Source organism: Rhizobium sp. CB2179, from assembly GCF_057653455.1.
Window position 1 is genome coordinate 4,406,298 of sequence record NZ_CM172781.1, and the last position, 24,364, is coordinate 4,430,661.

Annotated in this window: 16 protein-coding genes; 2 read left to right on the forward strand and 14 right to left on the reverse strand. The window is 61.2% G+C overall.

The features are described from left to right. Nucleotides 1–81 precede the first annotated feature (81 nt). The 12 genes from AC244Q_RS21680 to AC244Q_RS21735 all read right to left on the reverse strand — a co-directional run bounded on the left by AC244Q_RS21680 (nt 82) and on the right by AC244Q_RS21735 (nt 19,899). The gene (locus AC244Q_RS21680; protein ID WP_128407307.1) at nt 82–8,601 is read right to left on the reverse strand and encodes a glycoside hydrolase family 94 protein; all 8,520 of its coding nucleotides are present in this window, start codon (nt 8,599–8,601) and stop codon (nt 82–84) included. Between the two features lie 574 nt (nt 8,602–9,175). Beyond that, nucleotides 9,176–9,340 (reverse strand): hypothetical protein, encoded by a 165-nt coding sequence (locus tag AC244Q_RS21685; RefSeq protein WP_003543858.1) that lies wholly within the window; start codon nt 9,338–9,340, stop codon nt 9,176–9,178. A 127-nt stretch (nt 9,341–9,467) separates the two neighbouring features. Continuing rightward, nucleotides 9,468–9,656: a hypothetical protein gene (locus AC244Q_RS21690; protein ID WP_128407308.1), complete on the reverse strand. Its 189-nt coding sequence runs from the start codon at nt 9,654–9,656 to the stop codon at nt 9,468–9,470. Nucleotides 9,657–9,819: 163 nt separating this feature from the next. Beyond that, nucleotides 9,820–10,569 carry an ABC transporter ATP-binding protein gene (locus tag AC244Q_RS21695; protein WP_012759461.1) on the reverse strand — a complete coding sequence of 250 codons (750 nt, stop codon included), beginning with the start codon at nt 10,567–10,569 and terminating at the stop codon, nt 9,820–9,822. Beyond that, entirely contained in the window at nt 10,566–11,399 is an 834-nt protein-coding gene (locus tag AC244Q_RS21700; protein ID WP_012759462.1) for an ABC transporter ATP-binding protein, read from the reverse strand. Before AC244Q_RS21700 ends, AC244Q_RS21695 begins: the two co-directional genes overlap by 4 nt. After that, a complete protein-coding gene (locus AC244Q_RS21705) occupies nt 11,396–12,331 on the reverse strand; it encodes an ABC transporter permease (protein WP_128407309.1) in 936 nt (311 codons plus the stop codon). Before AC244Q_RS21705 ends, AC244Q_RS21700 begins: the two co-directional genes overlap by 4 nt. Then, nucleotides 12,328–13,395, reverse strand: a complete 1,068-nt coding sequence (locus tag AC244Q_RS21710; protein WP_128407310.1) for an ABC transporter permease — start codon at nt 13,393–13,395, stop codon at nt 12,328–12,330. Before AC244Q_RS21710 ends, AC244Q_RS21705 begins: the two co-directional genes overlap by 4 nt. 18 nt (nt 13,396–13,413) lie before the next feature. Continuing rightward, a complete protein-coding gene (locus AC244Q_RS21715) occupies nt 13,414–15,057 on the reverse strand; it encodes an ABC transporter substrate-binding protein (protein WP_128407311.1) in 1,644 nt (547 codons plus the stop codon). 37 nt (nt 15,058–15,094) lie between these two features. Further along, complete coding sequence (locus AC244Q_RS21720; RefSeq protein ID WP_029874673.1) at nt 15,095–16,153, reverse strand: dipeptidase; 1,059 nt, start codon at nt 16,151–16,153, stop codon at nt 15,095–15,097. Nucleotides 16,154–16,299: 146 nt separating this feature from the next. Then, nucleotides 16,300–17,325 (reverse strand): ABC transporter permease, encoded by a 1,026-nt coding sequence (locus AC244Q_RS21725; protein WP_017995527.1) that lies wholly within the window; start codon nt 17,323–17,325, stop codon nt 16,300–16,302. A 34-nt stretch (nt 17,326–17,359) separates the two neighbouring features. Then, nucleotides 17,360–18,901, reverse strand: a complete 1,542-nt coding sequence (locus AC244Q_RS21730) for a sugar ABC transporter ATP-binding protein (protein ID WP_017995528.1) — start codon at nt 18,899–18,901, stop codon at nt 17,360–17,362. A gap of 68 nt (nt 18,902–18,969) precedes the next feature. After that, the gene (locus AC244Q_RS21735) at nt 18,970–19,899 is read right to left on the reverse strand and encodes a sugar ABC transporter substrate-binding protein (protein WP_128407759.1); all 930 of its coding nucleotides are present in this window, start codon (nt 19,897–19,899) and stop codon (nt 18,970–18,972) included. Nucleotides 19,900–20,273: 374 nt separating this feature from the next. Here AC244Q_RS21735 and AC244Q_RS21740 point away from each other — a divergent pair, with 374 nt between their 5' ends. After that, complete coding sequence (locus AC244Q_RS21740) at nt 20,274–20,771, forward strand: DUF1993 domain-containing protein (protein WP_128407760.1); 498 nt, start codon at nt 20,274–20,276, stop codon at nt 20,769–20,771. Nucleotides 20,772–20,903: 132 nt separating this feature from the next. Here AC244Q_RS21740 and AC244Q_RS21745 read toward each other — a convergent pair whose 3' ends face one another. Both AC244Q_RS21745 and galE read right to left on the reverse strand, forming a co-directional pair. Continuing rightward, nucleotides 20,904–22,463 carry an alkaline phosphatase family protein gene (locus tag AC244Q_RS21745; protein ID WP_128407761.1) on the reverse strand — a complete coding sequence of 520 codons (1,560 nt, stop codon included), beginning with the start codon at nt 22,461–22,463 and terminating at the stop codon, nt 20,904–20,906. Further along, complete coding sequence (gene galE / locus AC244Q_RS21750) at nt 22,441–23,424, reverse strand: UDP-glucose 4-epimerase GalE (RefSeq protein WP_029874668.1); 984 nt, start codon at nt 23,422–23,424, stop codon at nt 22,441–22,443. The genes AC244Q_RS21745 and galE overlap by 23 nt, the downstream gene beginning before the upstream one ends. Nucleotides 23,425–23,692: 268 nt before the next feature. Between galE and AC244Q_RS21755 the strand changes: the two genes are divergently transcribed. Continuing rightward, nucleotides 23,693–24,337: a ThuA domain-containing protein gene (locus AC244Q_RS21755; RefSeq protein ID WP_128407762.1), complete on the forward strand. Its 645-nt coding sequence runs from the start codon at nt 23,693–23,695 to the stop codon at nt 24,335–24,337. The last annotated feature ends 27 nt before the right edge of the window (nt 24,338–24,364 follow it).

The window sequence follows — 24,364 nt, forward strand, 5'->3', positions numbered from 1 at the left end:
GATTTGCAAACGCGACGACGGCCAAAAGGGTTCCCTTTTGGCCGTCGCGAATCGCCGTGTTTTTCAGCGTGGAGAACGCTGTTATCCGAGCGGATATCCCTCTTCGGGATCGGTGACTTCGCAGCCGTTGATTGCCAGAGTGTAGCCGCTGTCATTGGACGCTTTTGAGACCGAAATGCGGTATTTCCCGCCGCCTTGCTCCACCTCTGCCGCAAAACCGTCCCATTCCGACGGGAGCGACGGGCGCACATAGAGCCGACCATCCTTCAGCCGGATACCGAGGATGCCCTCGACGGCGGCGCGGTAGAGCCAGCCGGCTGACCCGGTATACCAGGTCCAGCCGCCGCGTGACGTATAAGGCTCGTTTCCGTAGACGTCGGCCCCCACGACATAGGGTTCGACGCGGTATTGCTCCGCTGAAGCCTTGTCGAGCGCATGGGTGATCGGATTGAGGATCTGGAAGCAGCGGAAGGCATCGTCGCCCCGCTTCAGCTCCGCCAGCGCCATCACCACCCAGGTCGCGGCATGGGTATATTGCCCGCCATTTTCGCGCACACCCGGCGGATAGGCCTTGATATAGCCGGGATCCCTGGCGGAATTGACGAAAGGCGGCGTGAACAGCCGGATGATGCGGGCATCCTCGTCGACCAGTTGGTCGAGCACAGCCTCCATCGCCGTGACGGCGCGGTCCGGATCGCCCTCGCCCGACAGCACGCTCCAGGACTGCGCGATCGAATCGATCCTGCATTCCGGGCTTTCCCTGGAGCCGAGCAGTGCACCGTCGTCGAACGTCCCGCGGCGATAGTAGCCGCCGTCCCAAGCCGCAGTTTCGAGCGCCTTCTTGAGCTCGGTAAGATGCGCCGCCCAGCGCTCCGTGCGGGCCGTGTCGCCACGCTCTTCGGCATAGGGAATGAAGGAGCGCAATGCGCCCGCCAGAAACCAGCCGAGCCAGACGCTGGTGCCGCGCCCGCCGATGCCGACGCGGTTCATCCCGTCGTTCCAGTCGCCGCCGAGGAACAGCGGCAGGCCGTTTGCCCCCTTGCGAGCGATGGCAAGATCGAGCGCCAGCGCCGCGTGTTCGTAGACGCTCGCCTTGTCCTCGGAAATTTCCGGCTTGTAGAACGAGTCGTGCTGGCCTTCGAGCAGTGCTGGCCCTTCCAGGAAGGCGATCTCCTCATCGAGGACGTTTTTGTCGCCGGTGACGCTGCAATAGTGATGGATCGCGTAAGCGAGCCAGACGACGTCGTCGGAGATCAGCGTGCGCACGCCCGCACCCGTTCCCGGCAACCACCAATGCTGTACGTCGCCTTCACGGAATTGCCGCGAAGCGGCATTCAGGATCTGCCGGCGGGCAAGCGAGGGTTCGTGCAGCACGAAGGCCAGCGTGTCCTGCAGCTGGTCGCGGAAGCCGAAGGCGCCGCTTGCCTGGTAGAAGGCGGTGCGGGCCATGATGCGGCAGCCGAGGCTCTGATACGGCAGCCAGGTGTTGACGAGATTGTTCATCCCGCGATCCGGAGTCGATATCTGCAGCCTGCCGGTGAAATCCCGCCAGAAGGCGCGGTTTGCCTCGACGGTCTCGTCGAACGAAGCCTTGCGGATATCGGCGATAACAGTCCGCGCTTCTTCTTCCGTCGGGGTATCGCCGAGGAAGAAGGTGAAGTCGCGCTCCTCGCCGGCGCCGAGCTCGATGTCGATAGCAAGCGCCGCGGCCGGATCACCGTCGAGTTCGGTCGCGCCGGAAAGGGCGGCGGCGGAAATGACGGCCTGCGGTGCCTGGATCGTCCCCGCCTTGCCGATGAATTCGCGCCGGCTTGCCGAGAAACTCGAAAGCGTCTCGCTCGCCGCGAAGAAGGCAGTACGGTTGGAAAAATCGATGCTGTAGGGATTGGTGGCAAATAGCGCCCCCGTCTCCTCATCATGGCTCGACAGGATGAAAGGCACCGTGCGTCCCGGATTGCTGCCGAGGATCCATTCGACATAGCCGTAGAGACGCAGCTTGCGGCTGGTCGAACCGGTGTTGCGCAGGCGCAGGCGTTGCAGTTTCACCGGCTTTTCGCGGTCGATCGTCTGCGTCAGCTCGAGCGCGATATCGTGCTGAACGCTGGAGAAGACGGAATAACCGAGCCCGTGGCGGGCTTCGAAGCGGATGTCCGGCCGGCGGGAAAGCGCTGCGAACGGCGTCATGACAGCACCGCTGTCGAGATCGGTGAGATAGAACGCCTCGCCCGAACGGTTGACCACTGCATCGTTCGACCAGGAGGTCAGCTGATAGTCGCGCGAATTGACGCTCCAGGTGAAGCCCGAGCCCTCGGCCGACACGTGGAAGCCGAAGCTGTCGTTGGAAATGACATTGATCCAGGGCTGCGGCGTCGCATGACCTCCAGGCAGCCGAACGACATATTCGCGTCCGTCGCGGGCAAAGCCGCCGATGCCGTTCCAGAAGTCGAGATCGCCTTCCTCCTCGATGACGACGGCGGGCACGACAGGTGGCGGCACCGGCGCAATACGCTTGACGGGGGCTTTGGCGCGCTCGGCCCGTTCCATCTCCTGCAGTTCCTCCTTCGAGGGTGCAAACAGCGCCACGGCGCGGTTGATCTGGTCGACCACCTTGCCGTTCTTGGTATGCAGCGTGACGCGGGAAGCCGCGATCAGCGCATGGTAGGTGCTTTCCTCCATCAGGTCCTTGCGAACCGCAAAGATATGCTGGCGTAATCCGTCGGCCTGGCCCATGCGGCGCACGTTTTCGCACATGGCGTCGAGCGCATGCTGCATGTCCTGCGCATAGGACGAAGCGCGTTCGTTCATGATGACGAGATCGGCGGTGACGCCCCGCGAGCGCAGATATTCCTGCGCCAGCAGCGCCTCGCGGGCGATGTCGAGATCCATGTCGTCGTTAATGCGCAGCGTGAAGATCGGGAAGTCGCCGGAGATTGCCAGCGGCCAGAGCGCCGATTGCGACTGCAGGCCGGCCTCGACGGTCGCCTCGTCCTTGCGCAGTTGCATATCAGGATAGACGAGATAGCGTCCAAGATGCTGGAAGGCCGCCGCCTGCTGGGAGGTGACGCCGACATGGCGCATCTGCACCTGCGTGCGTGTCCAGGCCTGGACGAGCTCGTGGGTGAAGGCGTCGGGATGACGGTAGCGATTGACCGCCTTGTCGACTTCCTCGCGGCTTGGCGCCGCAATCGTCCAGAAGATCACGCTGACTTTCTTGCCGGCCGGTACGCGGACGGTGCGACGCAGCGACATCACGGCATCGAGCATGAAGCCGTCGCTGCCGGAAAGCGTAGCGCCCGGGTCGAAGGCGGCCGCATCGGCAAGACTGCGGCCACGGCCGATGAACTTGCGCCGGTCGGTCTCGAATTCGGTATGGCGGGTGTCGCCGGCATTGTCGACGATCAGATGTGCGATGCTGATGTTCGGCTCGTTCGGATCGCGCTTGTTGCGTTCGGCACGGATGACGTCGCCGCGCTTGCCGATCTCTGTCTTGACGAACATGCGGGCAAATGCCGGATGCGCATTGTCGGTATCGTCGGAGGTGATCACCGGCTCGAGATAGGAGGTGACCTCGATGAAACGGTCTTCCGTGCCCATGTTGAGCAGCGTAACACGACGGGCCTCGGCATCATGCTCGGTGGCGACGATGCACTCCACCTCGCTTGTGAGGTCGCCGACAATCTTGGTGAACTGCGCCTTCTCGTCGGCGAATTCGACCATGGTCTTTTCGCCTTCGACGCCCTTCGGCTCTGATGTCGCCGACCACCATTCGTTGGTGGCGGTATCACGCAGGAAGATGAAACTGCCCCAGCGGTCTTCAGTCGGATCAGGCTTCCAACGGGAAACGGAAAGATTGTTCCAGCGGGAATAACCGGCGCCCGTCGCCGTCAGCATCACCGAATAATGGCCGTTCGACAGGAAGACGAGTTCGCGGTCGCGCGAAGCCGGATCGCTGATCTTCCTGAGTTCCGGCCGCAGGAGATCGTCCTGGATGCTGGCGGGCGTATCGGATTCGTGCTTGCCGCTCATGACGGGAATGTCGCGCGGCGCCTTTTCCTGCAGCAGCAGTTCCGCCGCCTCGATGACAGGATCGGCGTGGAAGAGTTCGCGCAGATGACCGTTGAAGGCGACATTGGCAACCGCCGCGATCGACATGCCGTGATGGTGGGCATAATAATTGTAGACCACCGCGCATTTCTTGCCTTCCGGCACGCGCGTCGGCGTGAAGTCGACGGCGTCGTGGAAGCCGAACTTGCCGAGTGCGCCGAGCTTGCGCAGCCTCTGCAGGTTTTCCAGCGCAGCCGGCGGATCGTATTGGCTGGCAAGCAGCGAGGCATAGGGCGCGATAACGGCATTGTGGCCGAGACCGCGCTTCAGGCCGAGCGTCGGCACGCCGAAATTCGTGTACTGATAATTGAGGTTATGGTCGCGGGCATTGAAGGCGGCTTCCGAAATGCCCCAGGGAATACCGAGCTTGCGGGCGTAATTCATCTGCTCGACGACGACCAGATTGTTGGTCTGGTTGAGAATACCCCCGCCGCGCTCCTGCATGACGAGCGGCGGCATCAGATATTCGAACATCGAGCCGGACCAGGACACCAGCGCACCGCGCGAGCCGACGGGCACGACCTGGCGGCCGAGGCGGTACCAGTGTTCCGTCGGCAGGTCGCCCTTGGCGATGCCGAAGAGGCTGGTCAGGCGGCATTCCGAGGCGAGAAGGTCATAGCAGGCCTGATCGAGTTCACCGCTTTCGACGCGATAGCCGATCGACAGCAGACGCCGCTCCGGCCGGAACAGGAAGCCGAAATCCATCGAGAAGGCGAGATCGCGCGCCTTGTCGCGCAACGCCACCAGGCGCGGCCTCAGCGCATCGACTTTGGAAAGGTCGAAGGTGCTGTCGGAAATATGCGCCTCGCAGACCTTCACCAGCGATGCCGCCCATTGGGTGACCTCTTCGCTCTGCTTCGACTTGACCTCATGGTCGAGATTGGCGGCGAGCTTCTCGATGTCGCGCGCGAGAACCGCAAGGTTGATGATGCGGATCGAGGCAAATTCGTGCTCGCGTTTGACGGCGGCAAGCGCGTTCTGGAAGCCAACGATGCGCTCCTCCAGGCGGCGGCGCAGCGGGCGCACGGTCTTGCGGTCATCGGGCAGGTCCGCCAGCACTTCGCGGAGAATGCCGGCCGTGTCGCCGACGCCGTCGAGATTGCCCTGCATATGAGCGGACGGCGCCTCGGCCCAGTTGCGGCAGGCCGACGAAATGGCGATCAGATGGCCGGCGAGATTGCCGCTGTCGACGGCAGAGACGTAACGGGGCCCAAGCGTCTGCAGCGTATCGGTGTGGTACCAGTTGAACAGGTGACCGCGGAATTTCTCCATTTTGTCGATCGTCGCGATCGTCTGCTCCAGCCGCTCGAGCGTCTCCTCGAAGGAGAACCAGCCGAAATGCCGGCCGGAAACGACGGAAAGCAGATAGACGCCGATATTGGTCGGCGAGGTGCGCGCCGCGACGATCACATGCGGCGTTTCCTGGATATTGTCAGGCGGCAGATAGTTCTGCTCGGCGGTCGTGAAAGTTTCGAAATAACGCCAAGTGCGCCGGGCGATCTTGCGCAGTTCGCTCGACACGGAATCGGCGACCTCGAGCCGGTCCTCGGTCTCCGCCGACTGGCTGACATACCAGGCGACAACAGGCGACAGGATCCACAGCAGCGCGAAGGGAATGCCGACGAGGAAGGCGTTGTCGCCGGGAAGAGCGGCAAAACCGAGCGCCAGCAGCGCCAGCGCCGGTGCATGCCACATCGCCTTGTAATAGGAAATCAGCGTGCCCTGGCCGCCGGCCTGAACGCTGGCGGCGGTCCGCCACTGCAGCATCAGCTTGCGGCTGACGAACAGGCGGTAGAGCGACCGGCCGATCGCATCCGCCATCATGCAAGCCGAATCGGCGATGAAGACGATGCGCAGCGCAACCTGCGCATTGGCAGCCGTGATATCGGCCCAGACCGTATAGAGATGGGCGCGGGCGATGATATCGCTGGTGCGCGGGATGATGCCGTTGATGAGCGATAGCGTCGGCGCGACGAAGAGGCAGAAGATCAGCAGAATCTGCCAGATGAGCGCGCCGAGCGGACCCATGAAATACCAGCCGAGCACGGAGGCGAAGAACCAGGCGATCGGCGTCAGCGAGCGGCGCAGATTGTCGAACATCTTCCAGCGGCCGAGTGCCGTGACGCCATATTTTGGATTGAACATGTAGGGGAGAAGCTGCCAGTCGCCGCGCGCCCAGCGATGCTGGCGCGAGGTTTCCACCTCGTAGCGGATCGGGAAATCCTCCACCAGTTCGAGATCGGTAACGAGCGCGCAACGCGCCATCGAGCCTTCGAGAAGATCGTGGCTGAGCACGGAGTTCTCGTCAATCCGGCCCTTCAGCGACGCTTCGAAGGCATCGACATGGTAAAGGCCCTTGCCGGTGAAGGTGCCTTCGCCGGCGAGATCCTGATAGACGTCGGATACGGTGAAAACGTAAGGATCGAGGCCGCGGTTGATCGAAAAGACGCGCTGGAAGACCGACGCGTCCTTGCCCGTCGTCAGCGACGGGGTGACGCGCGGCTGCAGCACGCCGTAGCCACTTTCGACACGGCCGGTTTTCGGATTGATCACCGGGCGGTTGATCGGATGATAGAGCTTGCCGACGAGCTTGGTGACGGCATCGCGCATCAGGCGTGTATCGGCATCGAGCGTCATGACATATTGTAAATTGGCCGGCACGGTATTGGCACCCGGCAGATAGGTCGTGTCGCGGTCGCCACGCAGAAGCATGTTCAGCTCGTGCAGCTTGCCGCGCTTGCGCTCCCAGCCCATCCAGACGCCTTCCGAGGGATTATAGAGGCGGCGGCGATGCAGCAGATAGAAACGCGTCTTGCCGTCATAGGCATAACGGGCGGAGAGATTGGCGATCTCGCGCCTGGCATAATCGAGAACCTCGAGATCGGCAGGCGTTTCCTCGACCTCGCTGTCCGGCCAGTCGCTGAGCATCGCGAAATAGATCTCGCCGCGCGGATTGGCGAGATAATGGACCTCGAGATTGCGCACGTGGTCGTCGACGCTGTCGCGGTTCGAGATCAGGCAGGGCACGACGAGCAGCGTGCGCGCATCTTCCGGAATGCCGTCCTTGAACTCGTAGCCGACGAGGCGCGCCGGTGTCACGAAGAAGGAAAGCAAGGTGTTGAAGAGACCTGTCGCCCCCTCCGACGCCGGCACCGAGAACATGATCAGCAGCAGGGCGATTTCGACCGCCCCCATGCCGGCATTCGCCATGAACTTGCCGACGATTGCCATGGCGATGACCGTCAGCAGCATGACGGGCACGGCAATCGCCAGCCAGTTGAACCGGCGAACGGCGCGCACGAAATGCTGGGTGACCGTCGGACGATAGTTCGCCCGCGCCTCGAGCTTCGGCCGCTGCGCGCCCGACAGGAAGCCGCCGACATTCGGTTCATGCGGCTGCGGCTCGTCGGAGGCCTTGGCGGCATCGGTCATGTCGAGCGCCAGCTGGGCGATTTCCATTTCCGACAGCGGCGAGCGCTTGGCCAGCTTCTCGATCTGCTTGCGATATTTGTTGCGCGAGCCGGAATCGAGGATGCCGTAATCCGAATGCTCCCAGAGCAGCTTGTCGACATGGCTGACCTGCTCGACCCAGACCGACCATTCGGCATCATCGATCTCGCGAAGGCTGCGGATGATGTTGCCCATCGTCACATTGCCGGACGAGAGCCGGCTGTGTTCGGCCGTCGTCGCCTCTTCGGTGTTGCGGCCGAGCTCTTCCAGCCGCTCGTCGAGCCAGGTGATCGCCAGGCTCGACGTCTGCGAGCCGTCGCGCAGGCGATAGAGGAACTGCGTCGAGAAGGTATTGTCCTCGGCAAGCGGTTCCAGCGTCTTTAGATAGGCGGCCGCCCCGGCCGGGTCGGTCAGGCGCACCAATTCGTCGGCTGCCTCGTTGGCGCGGCGGCGCAGCCGGCGGCTGGCTTCGACACGGCTCGAAATGCGGCGAAGGTTTTCGACGAGCACGTAGCGCACCAGAGAGGGCAACGCCCAGAGTTCGCCGATCCTGAGCGTCTCGCTGGCCTGGAAGCCATCGACCAGCGCCGTCAAACTTTCCTGCGAGATCGTGCTGTGGGTATGGGCGACATAGAGCCAGGCAAGCACGAGGGTGCGCGGTACCTCGACGCCACCGACGACCATGGTCGGCAATTCGCGGTAGAAGCGGCGGGGGAAGTCGCGCCGCACCTCCTGGATCGCCTCTTCGACGATATAGTGATTGTCCAGCAGCCATTCTGCCGCCGGCGTGATCGTCTCGCCGGCCTCGACGTCGGTCGCCGTTGTCCGGTAGACGCGCAGGATTTCCTTCTCGTTTTCCTTATGGCGCGCGAAGAAATCGAAGGGGGCGAAAGCCGGCAGCTGGTCGACGCCGTTGCGGGCGACCGCATCGCCCATCGCCTTGATGTCTTCGATCGACAGATAGGTCGAACGGATCGAACCATTGTGATCGATCTGCTTCATATCGGGTTCGCGCGGAAGGCTCGGAGAAAGATGAGAAATAGACATGGGTTCGGTTCTGGATCCAAACGAAGTTATGGCTGTTTTGCTCAGCCTTTTGCACTGCTTATCATGACTGCTACATGAACGGAGCCCTATTCTTCAAAGATCGATGAAGCCGGGGTGAACGACACTCGGGCCAAGCGATGCAAACGGGCCAAGCCCTGGTTCAGGACGTGGCCCGAGGGGATCGAGACCATCGATACCCTCTCCGCGAAAGCTATGTCGGAAATTTGGACACTATCGGGATAATTCAAGTCAAGAGGCGTTCGCCACTCGTCCGGCGGGCTAGTGTGGGCGGTCGGAATGACGAAAGTGCCGGCACCTGGTCCCGGCGATCAACGGCTTCGATTTCAGAAAAAGGAAAGAAGAATCGCCGGATCATGCGCCTGCCGGCGAATTGGGCCGGCTTGCGCGCCACGCATGAGCAAGTTCGCCGTGGCGCGCTTTGGATGGCGTGAAAAAGTACAGAAGAATGATGATGAAGAGTCTCGGAAAGCCGAGACAAATTAATGTTCCGGAATTCAATAAAGGCGGAAACCGACGCAGCGCCGGCACCTGCCGACGCTAGTCATCCGCCGGATTACCCGACGACGCCGCAAACCATGGCTACGACGAACAGGAATGCTGCGGTGAAGATCGCGCCATGGAGCATCGTCTGAAGCCTGTGGCGCGTGGTGAGCGGCTTCTTGGTCGGTACGGAACCATATTGGTTCACGTGAGCATGCGAAATACCCAGATCTGCCATATGTCGCCTCCGTTGTTCTCGTTCGGCCGGTTGTGCGGCTCGCGCTTATATTCGTATTTTGTCTATCAAGTAGGTAGAGATAAATTTCCGTCCAGGGCGAACGAAAGAGAAAATTCAACCAGACCTTTTAGCAGAGCGTGCGCCACGCCCAGATCAACGAGCGCTCGACAGCGTTCTCGGTCTGGGGCGAGTTGGAGGAAGTCTCGATCAGCCGACGGTCCTTTTCCGCAGGAATGGATGCCGAAATCTGTTCCCGGCAATCGGCTTTAACAGGAGGATCGAGGTAACCCATGGTCATCCCACCGAGAAAGAACATGCAATCAACCTCCATCGATCACGAAAGCTAACAAACGTTAACAAGATCATGACAGAAGCAAGGCAGCTGTCAATAGTCTAGTTGAATGGTCGTCTTTTAGGAAAACATTATCCTTAACACCGCCGCCGGTCTTTTCTTTTCAAAGGTTTGAAAAGATTGGCTTTCACGCTTTGACGAAACCCTTGCTCGCGATCATCAAATTTCTCGTATAGTCCTCGTGAACCGCGCCTTCTGCCAGTGCCTGCGAGCTCAGCCGCTCGACGACGGCGCCGTTGCGCATCACGGCGAGCCTTTCACACATATGGGTGACGACACCGAGATCATGGCTCACCATCACAAAGGTAAGCTTGCGGTCGCGTCGGATCTCTTCCAGCAGGTTCAGCACCTCGGCCTGCACCGAGGCGTCGAGCGCCGATGTCGGCTCGTCGAGCAGCAGGATCGACGGTTCCACGATCAGCGCCCGGGCGATCGCCACGCGCTGGCGCTGGCCGCCGGAGAGCTGGTGCGGGTAGCGGAAACGGAAACCATTGCCGAGGCCGACCTCGTCGAGCGCTCGGGCGATGCGCTTCTCGCTGTCGGCGATGCCGTGGATTGCAAGCGGTTCGAGCAGAAGCCGATCGATCGTCTGGCGCGGATGTAGCGACCCGTAAGGATCCTGAAAGACCATTTGCACGCGCCGGTAGAAGGCCTTGCTGCGCTTCGAACCTTTCAGCGGCTCACCATCGATGTTGATCGCCCCGCCGCTGATCGGTGCAAGTCCGGCAACGGCTCGCAGCAAGGTCGATTTTCCCGAGCCGGACTCGCCGACAAGACCAAAGGATTCGCCGCTTTCGATGGCGATACTGACATCCTTCAGCGCATGAAAATGGTCGTAGACGACGCTGAGATCGTCGATATCGAGAGCTGCGCTCATGCCGCCCACTCCGGCTTGCGGTCGAGCACCGGCAGCGGATGGCGGTTTGCACCGATCTCGGGCATGCAGTTCAGGAGCCCCTGCGTATAGGGATGCTGCGCATGTTTGAGATCGGCCGCCGCCAGCTCCTCGACGACCTTGCCGGCATACATGACGATGACGCGGTCGCAGAAGGACGAGACCAGCCTCAGATCATGGGAGACGAAAATCAGCCCCATGCCGCGCTCGGACACCAGCCTGTCCATGATCCGCAGCACGTCGAGTTGCACCGTCACGTCAAGCGCCGAGGTCGGCTCGTCGGCAATCAGCAGTTCAGGCCCGGCAATCAGCATCATGGCGATCATCGCCCGCTGCCCCATGCCGCCCGAGACCTCGTGCGGATGCAGGTCGAAGACACGTTTCGGATCGCGGATCTGCACTGCTTCCAGCATGGCGAGCGCGCGCTCGCGCGCCTCCGCCTTGCCGACCTTCTCATGCGTGCGCAGCGTTTCGCAGATCTGCCGTCCGATCGACATGACGGGATCGAGCGAATATTTCGGATCCTGCAGGATCATGGCGATGCGCTTGCCGCGCAGCCTGCGCCTTTCGCCGGCAGACGCATTGATGAGATCGATGCCGTTGAAATTAAGCCTGTCGGCCGTGACGATACCGTGTTTCGGCGTCAGGCCCATGATTGCCCGTCCGGTTTGAGACTTGCCGGAACCGGATTCGCCGACGATTCCGAGCCTTTCCTTGCCGAGCGTGAAGGAGACGCCGCGCACGGCCTCGATCACGCCGGTGCGCGTGGGGTAGCTGACTTTGAGGTTATCGACCGTCAGAAGCGTCGTCATTGGCCGCTCTCCTTTGGATCGAGCGCGTCGCGCAAGCCGTCGCCGAGGAGATTGAAACCGAGGCTGACGATGAGGATGGCGATGCCGGGCATCGCTGCGACCCACCATTGATCGAGGATGAAGCGCCGTCCCGAGGCGATCATCGCACCCCATTCCGGCAGCGGCGGCTGCGCCCCCAGACCGAGGAAACCGAGACCGGCTGCCGTCAGGATGATGCCCGCCATGTCAAGCGTCACCCGCACGATCAGCGAGGAAATGCAGAGCGGCATGACATGACGCACAATAATGCGAAGCGGCGAGGCGCCCATCAGCCTCACCGCCGAAATATAGTCGGAACGCCGAACCGTCAGCGTCTCGGCGCGCGCGATGCGGGCATAGGGCGGCCAGGAGGTGATGGCGATGGCGATGATCGCGTTCTGGATGCCAGGACCGAGGGCTGCGACGAATGCGAGCGCCAGCACCAGCTTCGGAAAGGCGAGGAAGATATCGGTGATGCGCATCAGCGTCGCATCCACCCAGCCTCCGGCATAACCGGAGACGGTACCGACGATCAGTCCGACCGGCGTCGAGATGACGGCGACGAGCACGACGACGAGCAGCGTCAACCGCGATCCGTAGATCAGCCGCGAATAGATATCGCGGCCCTGATCGTCCGAACCGAGCCAGAATTCGCCCGTGCCGGGCGGCAGCAGGCGGGCATTGCGAAGATCGCCGACGACGGGGTTATGCGTGGCGAGCACATCGGCAAAGGCAGCGATAAAAAGCAGCGCCACGATGATCAGCAGGCCGACAACGGCGAGCCTGTTGGCCGTGAACTGACGCCAGGTGACGTAGGTGCGGCCGAGGCGGGCCTGCAGGCGCGATTGAGGCCGGTCGGAAAGCAGCCATTCGCGGCGGCTCATTGGTTGGGATAGGCTGGCGGGAACCGTCATCGGTTTCGCGTCCTCGGATCGAGCGTCCGGTAGAGAAGATCGGACAGAAGGTTGATGCCGATAAAGACCGTACCGATGACGATCGTGCCGCCGAGCACGGCGTTCATGTCGGCGTTCTGCAGCGAATTGGTGATGTAGAGCCCGATGCCCGGCCAGGAAAAGACGGTCTCCGTCAGCACCGATCCTTCGAGCAGGCCGGCATAGGAGAGCGCAATCACGGTGACGAGCGGCACGGCGGCATTGCGCAGCGCATGGCCCCAGATCACCCGCGTTTCCGAAAGCCCCTTGGCGCGCGCGGCAACGATATATTCCTGGGAAAGCTCGTTCAGCATGAAGCTGCGCGTCATGCGGCTGATATAGGCGAGCGAGAAATAGCCGAGTAGCGAGGCAGGCAGGATGATGTGGCGGAAGACATCATAGAAGACGTCCCATTGCCCCTGCCAGGCGCTGTCGAGCAGGTAGAGGCCGGTGATCGGCGTGAACGTATATTCGAAGACGATGTCGATGCGGCCGGGAAAGGCCACCCAGCGCAGCCGCGCATAGAAGATGACGAGCGAGATCAGCGCCAGCCAGAAGATCGGCACCGAATAGCCGACGAGGCCGACGACGCGCACCACCTGGTCGGCGATGCTGCCGCGGCGCACTGCGGCGAGAACGCCGAGCGGTACGCCGACGAAGGCGCCGATGAGCGTTCCGAAGGTTGCGAGCTCGATTGTCGCCGGCAGCACCCGGCGGATGTCGACCATGACAGGATTGGTTGTCAGCACCGAATTGCCGAAATCGCCGGACAGGATGCCTTTGATATAGATGAAAAACTGCTGATAGAGCGGCAGGTTGAAGCCCATTTCCTGGCGTACACGCTCGACGACATGGTTGGGCGCGCGGTCGCCGAGGATGGCGAGCACGGGATCGATCGGCACGACGCGGCCGATGAAGAAGGTCACGGCCAGAAGGCCGAGATAGGTGGTGACGGCGGCAAACAGAAACCGCCCTAGCGCCTTTGCAAAGACCCTAGCACGGCCCTTTCGGGGCCGCGCCGCCTGTGTTGTTTCGACGGTGCTCAAGCGATTAATCCTGCTGGACTATTCCTTGGCGATCGGACCGACGAAATTAGTGTCAAAGCTCGGACCCAGCTTGAAGTCCGTCACGCTCTTGCGGTAGCCGGCCACCTCGGTCTGCTGGAAGATGAAGACGAAGGGGCTGTTTGCCAGGTACTTCTTCTGGATGTCCTGATATATGGCAGCGCGCTTGGCGGCGTCGCGTTCCAGAAGTGCTGCCTTGGCTTGCTTGTCGAGCTCCGGCGCTTCCCAGGTGTTGCGCCATGCGAGCGTCTTCACCGTGCCGGCATCAGAATTGTCAGGATTGCCGGTAAAGGTGTCGGCATTGGAATTCGGGTCGAAATAGTCCGAACCCCACTGGCCGATATACATGTCGTGCGTACGGGCACGGTACTTGGTCAGCGTCTGCTTGCCGTCGCCGGGGATGATTTCCATCTTCACGCCGGCCTGCGCCAGCGTCTGCTGCATCGATTCAGCGATACCGGTCACCGGCTGGCTGTTGCGCACGTCCATGGTGATCGAGAAACCGTCGGGTACGCCGGCCTTGGCCAGCAGTTCCTTGGCCTTGGCGACATCGAGCTTGTAGGGGTTCTCATCGAGTGCGCCGAGCTGACCCTTCGGCAGGAAGGTCTGATGGATCTCGCCGATTCCCTTGATCAGCGTTGCGCCGATCGCATCGTAATCGACCAGATATTTGAAGGCTTCCTGGACTTCCGGCTTCTTCAGATTTTCGTTCTTGTTGTTCAGGCTGACATAATAGATCGTGCCCTTCGGCGCACTGGTTGTCGCCAGATCCGCATTCTTCGACACGGCGTCGATGTCGCCCGGCTCGAGGTTGCGGGCAATATCGATGTCGCCGGCTTCGAGCGCCAGCCGCTGGGCAGCGCTTTCCTTCATATAGCGATAGATGACGCGGTTGAGCTTTGCCTTGTCGCCATAATAATTGTCGTTGCGCTCCAGCACGACGACTTCGTTGGCGCGCCATTCGCGCATCTTATAGGCGCCGGAGCCGGCATAGCCGGTCTTCAGCCACTCATTGCCGAAGTCGCTGTCGTATTTGTGCTCGGCATCGGGCGTCACCGCCTTCACATGCTCCAGCACCAGCTTCTTGTCGACGACGGAAGCGACCGTTGCCGTCAGGCAGTTGAGCACGAAGCTCGGCGCATAGGCCTTGTCGACCGTGAAGACGAAGGTGCCGGCATCGGCCGCCTTGGCCTTTTCCGTGACGTTGTCGCCGGTCAGGCCGAATTGGGTGAGGATGAAGGCCGGGCTCTTGTCGAGCTTGACGGCGCGCTCGAACGACCAGGCGACGTCTTCGGCGGTGATCGGGTTGCCGGAGGCGAATTTCAGGCCTGACTTCAGCTTGAACGTATAGGTAAGGCCGTCATCGGAAACGCTCCAGCTCTCGGCCAGATCGCCCTTCACCTTGGACGTGTCGTCCATGTCGAGACGGACGAGCAGGCTGTAGCTGTTGGTGGTGATTTCGGCGGTCGAAAGCTCGAAAGCCTCACCCGGATCCATCGTGATGATATCGTCGATGGCGAAACCTTCGACCAGCGTATCCTTCGGTGTCTCGGCAAAGGCCGAGGGTGCCGCCATCATCAGGAGCGAAAGAGCGGCTCCCGCGGAAAGCAGGCGAAAATTGCGGCTGAGTTTGGTCATCATCATGGTCTGTTCCCCTGTTTTTTGATTGAATACGAAAGGCTTAGGCGTGGTCCTCCCGCCAAGCCTGGGCCAGAATGCGAAGCCAGTTTTCACGGGCAAGTTTTGCCAGGTCGGCGTCAGCATAGCCAACCTCTCTGAGAGCGGCAATCAGCTTCTGATTACCGGCTGCATCACCGATTTCCTCCGGAATGGTGGCCCCGTCGAAGTCCGATCCGAGCGCCACGCAGTCGATGCCGATGCGATTCACAAGATAGTCGATATGGCGGATCATGTCGGCAAGCGGCGTGTCGCTGTCTGAGCGGCCGTCGGCACGCAACATGGCGGTGGCATAGTTGATGCCGACGAGCCCGCGGCTTTCGCGGATCGCATCGAGCTGCCTGTCCGTCAGGTTGCGCGCGACCGGCGTCAGGGCGTGGGCATTGGAATGGCTGGCGACCAGCGGCTGGTCCGTCTTCTTCGCCACGTCCCAGAAACCCTTCTCGGTGATATGGGCAAGGTCGATCAGGATGCCGAGGCGATTGCATTCCCTGACCAGCGCGAAGCCGGCATCGGTAAGGCCCGGCGCCGTGTCCGGCGACATCGGGAAGGCGAAGGGCACGCCGTGACCGAAGACATTGTGCCGGCTCCAGACCGGCCCGAGCGACCGCAGCCCTGCCGCGTAGAACACCTCGAGCGCCGAGAGATCGGCGCCGATCGCCTCGCAGCCTTCCATATGCATGACGGCGGCGAAAATGTCGTCCGCCATGGCGCCGCGGATATCCTTCACCGTCCGGCAGAGCCGCCAGGCGCCGGCCTGGTCGAGCCGCAGCGCAATCGCCGCCATTTCATTGGCGATGGCAAGCGAAGGCAGCGGATCGAGAGGGGCCGCCATCGGCGTCATATAGCGGCCATCGGCATCCGGATCGGCGAAAACGAGATCGCCTGAGGGAATGTAGATGGCGCAGAGACCGCCTGAAAGACCGCCCTCTCTAGCCCTATGCGCATCGATATGGCCGACCGTCGTGCCGTCTGCGAATTCCGCGATCGGGTCGCTGCCGTCTTTTGAATGTGTCCAGAGTCGAAGGAGAACGTCGTTGTGACCGTCAAATACGAATTGCATCTGTCTTCCTGCGCTGCCCGGGCGGGCGAATGAAGCGGCAGAATAGAAAAGCTGACGGAATTCGCCACCTCTTTTTTCAGAAATCCGTCGATGCTGAAATGAAACGGGAGCCGAAGCTCCCGTAAAAAATCATTGCATGCCAGAAATCAGTGCTTGCGGCGTTTCTTCTGTCTGTAGACGTCGATGACGACAGCCGCGATGATAATGAGGCCCTTGACGATCTCCTGGTAATAGGCGTCGATCCTGAGGAACGTGAAGCCCGAGGTCATGACGCCGAGAATGATCGTGCCGATGACGGTGCCGGTGATGCGCCCGACACCGCCGGTGAGCGAGGTGCCGCCGATGACGGTCGCGGCGATCGCGTCGAGTTCATATCCGACGCCCATGCTGGCCTGTGCGGTTTCAGCACGTGCCGCCGTGACGATACCGGCAAGGCCGGCAAGCAATCCCGCAATCACATAGACCTTGACGAGATGGGCCTCGATGTTGATGCCGGAAACACGCGCAGCCTGCGGATTCGCGCCGATAGCATAGGTGAATTTTCCGTAACGGGTATAGCGCAGCGCAATATGAAAGATCAGCGCGACGACCAGGAAGACGACAACGGGCCAGGCTTTGGTTCCGATGAAATGAAACTGCTCGGTGATACCGGAAACCGGCTGTCCCTTCGTATACCACTTCGCCACACCTCTGGCCGAAACGAACATACCAAGCGTGGCAATGAACGGCGGGATCTTCGTGTAGGCGATGAGCGCGCCGTTCGCGAAGCCGGCGGCCGCCCCGATCAGCAGACCAACGACGATAGGCACGAAAGCCGGCAGGTCGGTCAGCGAGGGAAAGACGGCCCGTCCCCAGGTCGAGGACTGAGCGAAGCTTGTTGCGATCATCGCCGTCATGCCGACGACCGAACCCGACGAAAGGTCGATGCCGCCAGTGATAATGACCTGCGTGACGCCGACGGCGATGATGCCGATGACGGAGACCTGCAGGATCATGATCGTCAGACGCTGCGAATTCATCAGGAAGCTTTGGCCGATGAACATCCAGCCGAGAACTTCGTAGATGAGCGCGATGCCGACGAGCACGAGGAAAATGCTGAGCTCCGTCGGTATGCGCCGCCGCCTTTGCCGGGTTGCGAGCGGAGCCGCGCCCTCTGCTGCCTTGGTAGTCATGTCAAACCTCCCTTGGGCAATCGCCGTCAACGCATCACTGCGCAGCCAGCTCCATCACCTTGATCTGCGTTGCTTCGTCGCGATTGAGGAAACCGGTCACGCGTCCTTCGTGCATGACCATGATGCGATCGCTCATCCCGAGAACTTCGGGCATCTCGGACGAGATCATCACCACCGCCACGCCATCTCGCGCCATCTCCGTGACCAGCCGGTGGATTTCCGCCTTGGCGCCGACATCGATGCCGCGCGTCGGCTCGTCGAGGATGAGGATGCGCGGATTGGTGAGCAGCCAGCGCCCGATCAGCACCTTCTGCTGATTGCCGCCCGAAAGATTTTCTACCCGCTCGTAGAGGTTGGGCGTTTTCACCCGCAGCTTTTTTGCCATGTCTTCGCAGGTTGCCTCGACTGCGCCCTGCTGCACGAAGCCGCCCTTGACGTATCTGTCCTGCAGAACGGCGATCTGCATGTTCTCGAGAATATCGAGGATCAGCAGACAGCCGGTATCTTTCCGGTCTTCGGTCAGGAACGCCATCCGATTGCGGATGGCCTGTGTGGGCGAAGAAATGGTCACCGGCTTGCCGTAGAGCTCGATCGAGCCGGAGCTTGCCGGCGTCACCCCAAACAGCGTTTCGGCAACATTCGACCGGCCGGAGCCGACCAGGCCGGCCACGCCGAGGATTTCGCCGGCCCTGACCTCGAAGGAGACATTGTTGAAGACGCCCTTGAGACAAAGATCCTTGACGGAGAGCACGACCTCGCCGATCGGCACCTCTTCCTTGGGAAACATCTGGGTGATCTCGCGCCCGACCATCATGCGGATGATGTCGTCGCGGGTGACGTCGGTCGAGGCATGCGTGCCGATATATCGGCCGTCGCGGAAGACGGAGAATTCGTCGGCGATCTCGAAAAGCTCGTTCATCTTGTGGGTGATGTAGACGATGCCGATGCCTTGGGCCCTGAGGTCGCGGATAATACGGAAAAGATGCTCGACCTCGCGCTCCGTCAGCGCCGAAGTTGGCTCGTCCATGATCAACACGTCGGAATTATAGGAAACCGCCTTGGCGATTTCGACCATCTGCCGATTGGCGACCGAGAGGTGGCGGACCTCGATATCGGGATCGATGGCGATATTGAGCCGAGTAAACAGTTCCTCGGTCATGCGATGCATCACGCCGTGATCGATGAAGCCGAGGCGGTTCTTCGGTTCGCGGCGAATCCAGATATTTTCGGCAACCGTCATGAACGGCATCAGGTTCAGTTCCTGATGGATCATGGCAATGCCGTTCTCCAACGCGTCGAGCGGAGATTTCAGCTGGATCTCGATCCCTTTCAGCCGAATATCGCCCTTATCGGGCGTGTAGATGCCGGCGAGGATCTTCATCAACGTCGATTTGCCGGCGCCGTTTTCGCCCATCAGCGCATGCACGGAGGCACGCTTCAGCCGGAACTGCACGTCGTCGAGTGCGACGACCCCAGGAAATTCCTTGCGGACACCCTCAGCGCTCAAGAGATATTCCGCATTCGGGACCGCGCCGCTCGCGCGCACGGCGGCCATGGTTGTCGGGCTGACGGCCATATCATCTCCTCCGGATACGGGTAGGCGAAAAGGATGCGGACAAAGCCCGCATCCTCTTAGCGTTCGCCTCAGTTCTTGGTGACGAAGTCCTTGACGTTGGCAGGTGTGACGAGCTGGAAGGGAATGTAGACCTTCTTCTCGATCTTTTCGCCCTTGGCGAGCTTGAGCGCTGCATCGAGCGAGCCCTTGCCCTGGCCGGCGGCATCCTGGAACACCGTGACGTCGAGATCGCCCGCCTGCATGGCGGCAAGCGCATCCTGCGTGGCGTCGACGCCGCCGACGACGACCTTGGTCATATCCTTGCCGGCCGCCTTCAGCGCCTGAATGGCGCCGATCGCCATTTCGTCGTTGTTGGCGATCACGGCGTCGAATTCGATGCCGCTGGAGAGCCAGTTGGTCATCAGGTCGGCGCCCTGGGTGCGGTCCCAGTTAGCCGTCTGCTCTTCGACGATCTCCAGGCCCTTGCATTCATCCGTCTTGATGACGTCGTGGATGTCCTGGGTGCGCATGCGCGCAGCCTGGTTGGAGAGCTCGCCCATGATGACGACGGCCTTGCCCTTGCCGCCGAGAATGCGGCAGATTTCCTTGGTTTCCAGCGTGCCGGATTCCTGTTCGTTGGATGCGACGAAGGCCTGCTTGTCCGGCAGCGTGTCGACGTTGACCGGCTGACGGTTGACGTAAACCAGCGGGATGCCGGCATCGGCCGCGAGCTTCGACATTGCCGTAGTCGCATCGGTATCGACAGGGTTGACGATGATTGCATCGACCTTGGAGGCGATGAAATTCTGGATCTGGCTCTGCTGCTTGGAAACGTCGTTCTGTGCGTCTTCGACCTGCAGCGTCACACCGCTCAGTGTCTTTGCATAATCGGTCATGCCGTTGCGCAGAACCGTCAGGAAATTGTCGTCGAATTTCGCCATCGAGACGCCGACAGTTTCTGCGTGAGCGGCCGTCGACATGACGAGCGCCAACGCAGTGCCCAGGATAAACTTTTTCATTTTACTTCCTCCACAAAGCGGTGCCCGGCTGCACCCTCCTCACGCCGGAGCTCCAGGCATTTGCTCTGAAGCCGCAATTCCCCTGCGCCACCTCTCCCGCGGCGCTCCGCAAAACGGAACAAACAAACCGTTAAATCTGTTCTGCGGAATATTCATTCCATTTTCTGGGAACGGCGTCAAGTATCTTTAGCGGCGACGAGATATAGATGAGAGCGAAATGCCGCGGGGCCTCACGACCGACGCCCACATTCCTCGTGTTGTGAAAGACCAAGCGAGCATCCATCTATGGGAGGATCGAAGGCAGGCTCACGGCCGCAGGCGCCTTCGACCTCTCGCCGCGACCCAATCATTTGAAGATTTTGGAGACAGGACAAATGTCCATTTCGATGTATCGCCTCACCGTTCCGATGTTCCAGCGCGGCCTCGCCAGCCTGAAAACCTACCTCGACAAGACCGAAGCCTATGCGAAGGAAAAGAATATCGATCCTGCCATATTGGTCGCCGCTCGCCTGGCGCCCGACATGCTGCCGCTCTCCGGCCAGTATCAGCGCGCCAGCGACAGCGCCAAATTTGCGCTCGCCCGCCTGACGGCAACCGACGCCCCGAAGTTCGAGGACAACGAAAAGACGTTCGACGACTTGCGCGAGCGCCTGGCAAAGACCGAAGCCTATCTCGCCGGCTTCTCGGCGGAAGCCTTGGAAGGCACGCAAAGCCGCCAGATCACCCTGCCGGGAAAGAGTGGTATCGTGCTGCCGGGTGACGACTATATCGCCACCTTCGCCCTGCCGAATTTCTACTTCCACGTCGCGACCGCCCACGCCATCCTGCGCAACCAGGGTGCGCCAATCGGCAAGCGCGATTATCTCGGCTGAACGCTAGTTCGGCTCGGCTAGACCACTGCATAATTCCTTAAATCGGAATCGATTTAAGGATAAAATTATGCAGCAATTCAAAGTGTTACAGCGTCCTTTGTGGATCTTAAAAAGACACGCGGCGCTATAATATCAGGGCCGGTGCGTCACCGGCCCTCTTTCCGTCAGCTCAGTATAGGCGAGAGTCTGATCGAGATGGCGTGCTCGGAGCGACAGCAGCTTCTCGGCATAGTCGAGCCGTATCGCCGCATAGGCCGGATCCGCCGCGACATTGTCGAGCTCCATCGGATCGTCGGCAAGATTGAAGAGCAGCGGCGGCAAGGCGGTAAAATGCACATATTTGAACCGCGCGTCGCGGATGACCGCGAGATTGCATTCGTTGGGCCGCAGCCGGAAATGCCGCTCGGCCTCGCCATGCGCAATGTCGCGGAAATCGAATTCCCAGAATGCCGCATCCCGCCAGCCGTGTCCGCTCCCACCCCTAACAAACGGCATGAGCGACCGGCCATCAAGCCCGTTCTTCGCGTCGATGCCGAGCCTTTGGCAAAGTGTCGGAAAAATATCCGCAGCGCTGGTGAATTTGTCGACGACCCCACCCGCAGCACCGCTTGCGGGATCGCGGATCACCAGAGGAATATGATAGCTGCCGTCGAAGAAACCGCCCTTGCCGAGCATCCAGTGATCGCCCGCCATCTCGGCGTGATCAGAGGTGAAGACAACAAGCGTATCGTCCCAGGCGCCCGCATCCTTGAGGGCCTGCCAGATACGGCCAAGCTGCGCATCGACCTCTGATATCATGCCGTAATAGATCGCCCGGATCGCGGCGAAGTCCTCACCGTTCCAGCCGCTGAGCGGCCCTGTTGCACCGTGGATAAAGTTGCCCTTGTCAGAGCGTGGCATGGCATAGGCGAGATAGGGATGACTGTCCTGTTCGGCTTCGCGGTTTGCCGCGCGTGCAAAAACCGGTCCGTCGCCCGGCTTGAACATGCGGTTGAACGGCTCCGGCACGGAGAACGGCGGATGCGGACGTAAGAAAGAGACATGCGCAAACCACGGCCTGTCCTGTTCGCCCATCCAGCGGATGAACTCGCCGGCCAGGAAAGCCGTTTGGGTCTCGTCGCGCGAATAGGCCGGCGCCGCATTTGAAATTTCTCCGGCTCCAGCACCAACAGGAATATGGATATCGCGGCTGACGGCATCGGCATGGCCACGGGACCTCAGCCAGGAGAGCCACTGTCTTTCGTGCTCGGGCAGAAGCTGGCGGGCCGTAAAGCCCGGCAGCACGCCTTCATAACTCGTTAGATGCGGATCGCCGCCATCCATCCCGCGCGGATCGGGCGCCGTATCCGTGTAGCCGAACAGCGTCGGGTCGTATCCCGCCCGCCGGGCGGCCAGCGCCAGATTGTCGAAGCGAGCATCGAGCGGCGAACCGTTGCGGCAGACCCGGTGGTTCATCTGGTAAAGGCCGGTATAGAGTGTGGCCCGCGCCGGCGAGCAGGGTGCCGCGCCGGCATAATGCCGCCGGAACAGCGTGCCTTCCCGCGCCAGCGCATCGACACCCGGCGTCTTTACGCAAGCATGACCGACAGCCGACAGGCAATCGCCGCGCCACTGATCCGCCGTGATCAGCAGGATGTTCGGCCGGCGCGCTTTCTTGATGCTGGTTGGCTCAATGCTGGTTGGATTTTGCATGCCAGTCCCAGGCGGAGCGGATGATCTCGGACAGATCATATTGCGGCACCCAGCCGAGCACGTCGCGCGCCTTGTCGTTATTGGCGACCAGCGTATGCGAATCGCCTTCGCGACGGCCGATATATTCGACCGGGAAAGGCCGGTTCGACACATCCTCGATGGCGCCGAGCAATTCCTTGACTGTCGTGCCGGTGCCGGTGCCAAGGTTGAGCGCAACGGAATCGCCGCCCTTCAACAGATATTCGACGGCGCGCACATGCGCATCGGCAAGATCCAGCACATGGATATAGTCGCGCACACAGGTGCCGTCGCGTGTTTCGTAATCGCTGCCGAACACCTTGAAACCCTGACGGCGGCCGAGTGCCGCGTCGATCGCCAACGGTATTGCATGCGTTTCCGGTTGATGCCATTCGCCGATCCGGCCCTCGAAATCGGCGCCGGCCGCATTGAAATAGCGCAGTACCACCGAGCGCAGGCTCCTGTACTGGTCGTAATCGGCAAGCGCCTGTTCGACGATATATTTCGTCCGCCCATAGGGATTGATCGGCACCTGCCGGTGCGTCTCGTCGAGCGGCACGCTCTGCGGCAGGCCATAGGTGGCGCAGGTGGAGGAGAAGACGAAGGCATTGATGCCGGCCGCCTGTGCCGCCGAAAGCAGCGTCAAGGTGCCGATCACATTGTTTTCGTAGAACGAAACCGGATCCTTGACCGATTCGCCGACCTCGATCAGCGCCGCGAAATGCAGGATCGCCGCCGGCTTGTGTTTGGCCAGCACCTCGTCCAGCCGGGCGCGATCGCGAATATCGCCTTCCTCGGCCGGCCCCCATCTGACGAACTCGCGATGGCCGTTCGAAAAATTGTCGAAGACGACAGGCGTATAGCCCTTGTTCGCCAGGTCGAGGCACGTATGCGAGCCGATATAGCCGGCGCCGCCGACGACAAGAACCGTTTCACCTGCCATGCACCACCCTTATTTTTAATTGAGAGATGGGAGAAACCTAGACGAGATAGACGTCAATAAAAAGAAGGAACTGCGATCGGCGTCAACGGGCAATACGTCAAATGCCGAAGCCACCCTCGACCGGGTGCGATCCGCCGCCTGCGCAATATGTGCCGGATCAGGAAGAAACATGAATTATTCGCGTGATTTGCATAGCGGCCCGATCTAAGGCCCTTGCATCACCATGTGATGATCAACGGTCTGTAGCCATCAGGCAGGGAGCGCGCGAATGAGGAAGGCATTGGTCGTTTGGGGCGGCTGGCAAGGTCATGAACCGGAGCAATGCGCCGGTATCGTCGCCGATCTCCTGCGCGAGGACGATTTTACCGTCGAGGTGACCGGCGATCTCGGCGTGTTCGGATCTTCGACGCTGGCGAAAGCCGATCTGCTGGTGCCGATCATCACCGGCGAAAAACTTGAGAAAGAGCATGCCGCTGGCCTCGTCGAAGCCGTGCGCGGCGGGCTCGGGCTTGCCGGCCATCACGGCGCGCTCGCCACGTCCTTCAAGGAAAGCGCGCCTTTCCGCTATGTCTCCGGCGTCACCTGGGTCGCCCATCCCGGCAACATCATCGACTTCCGCGTTGCCGTCACCCGCCAGGACGATCCCGTCATGGAGGGCATTCCCGATTTCGACTATCGTTCGGAGCAATATTATCTCCATCACGATCCGACGGTTGAAATCCTCGCGACCACCACCTTCACCGGCGCCTACGATCCGGCGGCCCGCAATGTGGTGATGCCCGTCGTCTTCAAGCGCCATTTCGGCGCCGGCCGCATCTTCTATTCCGCCCTCGGCCATGTCGCGGCCGAATTCCACCATCCCTACATGCCCCTCATCCTGCGCCGTGGCCTGAGCTGGGCCGCGCGCCAGTAACGTCGGGACGAGCCGCACGCGGGCGAC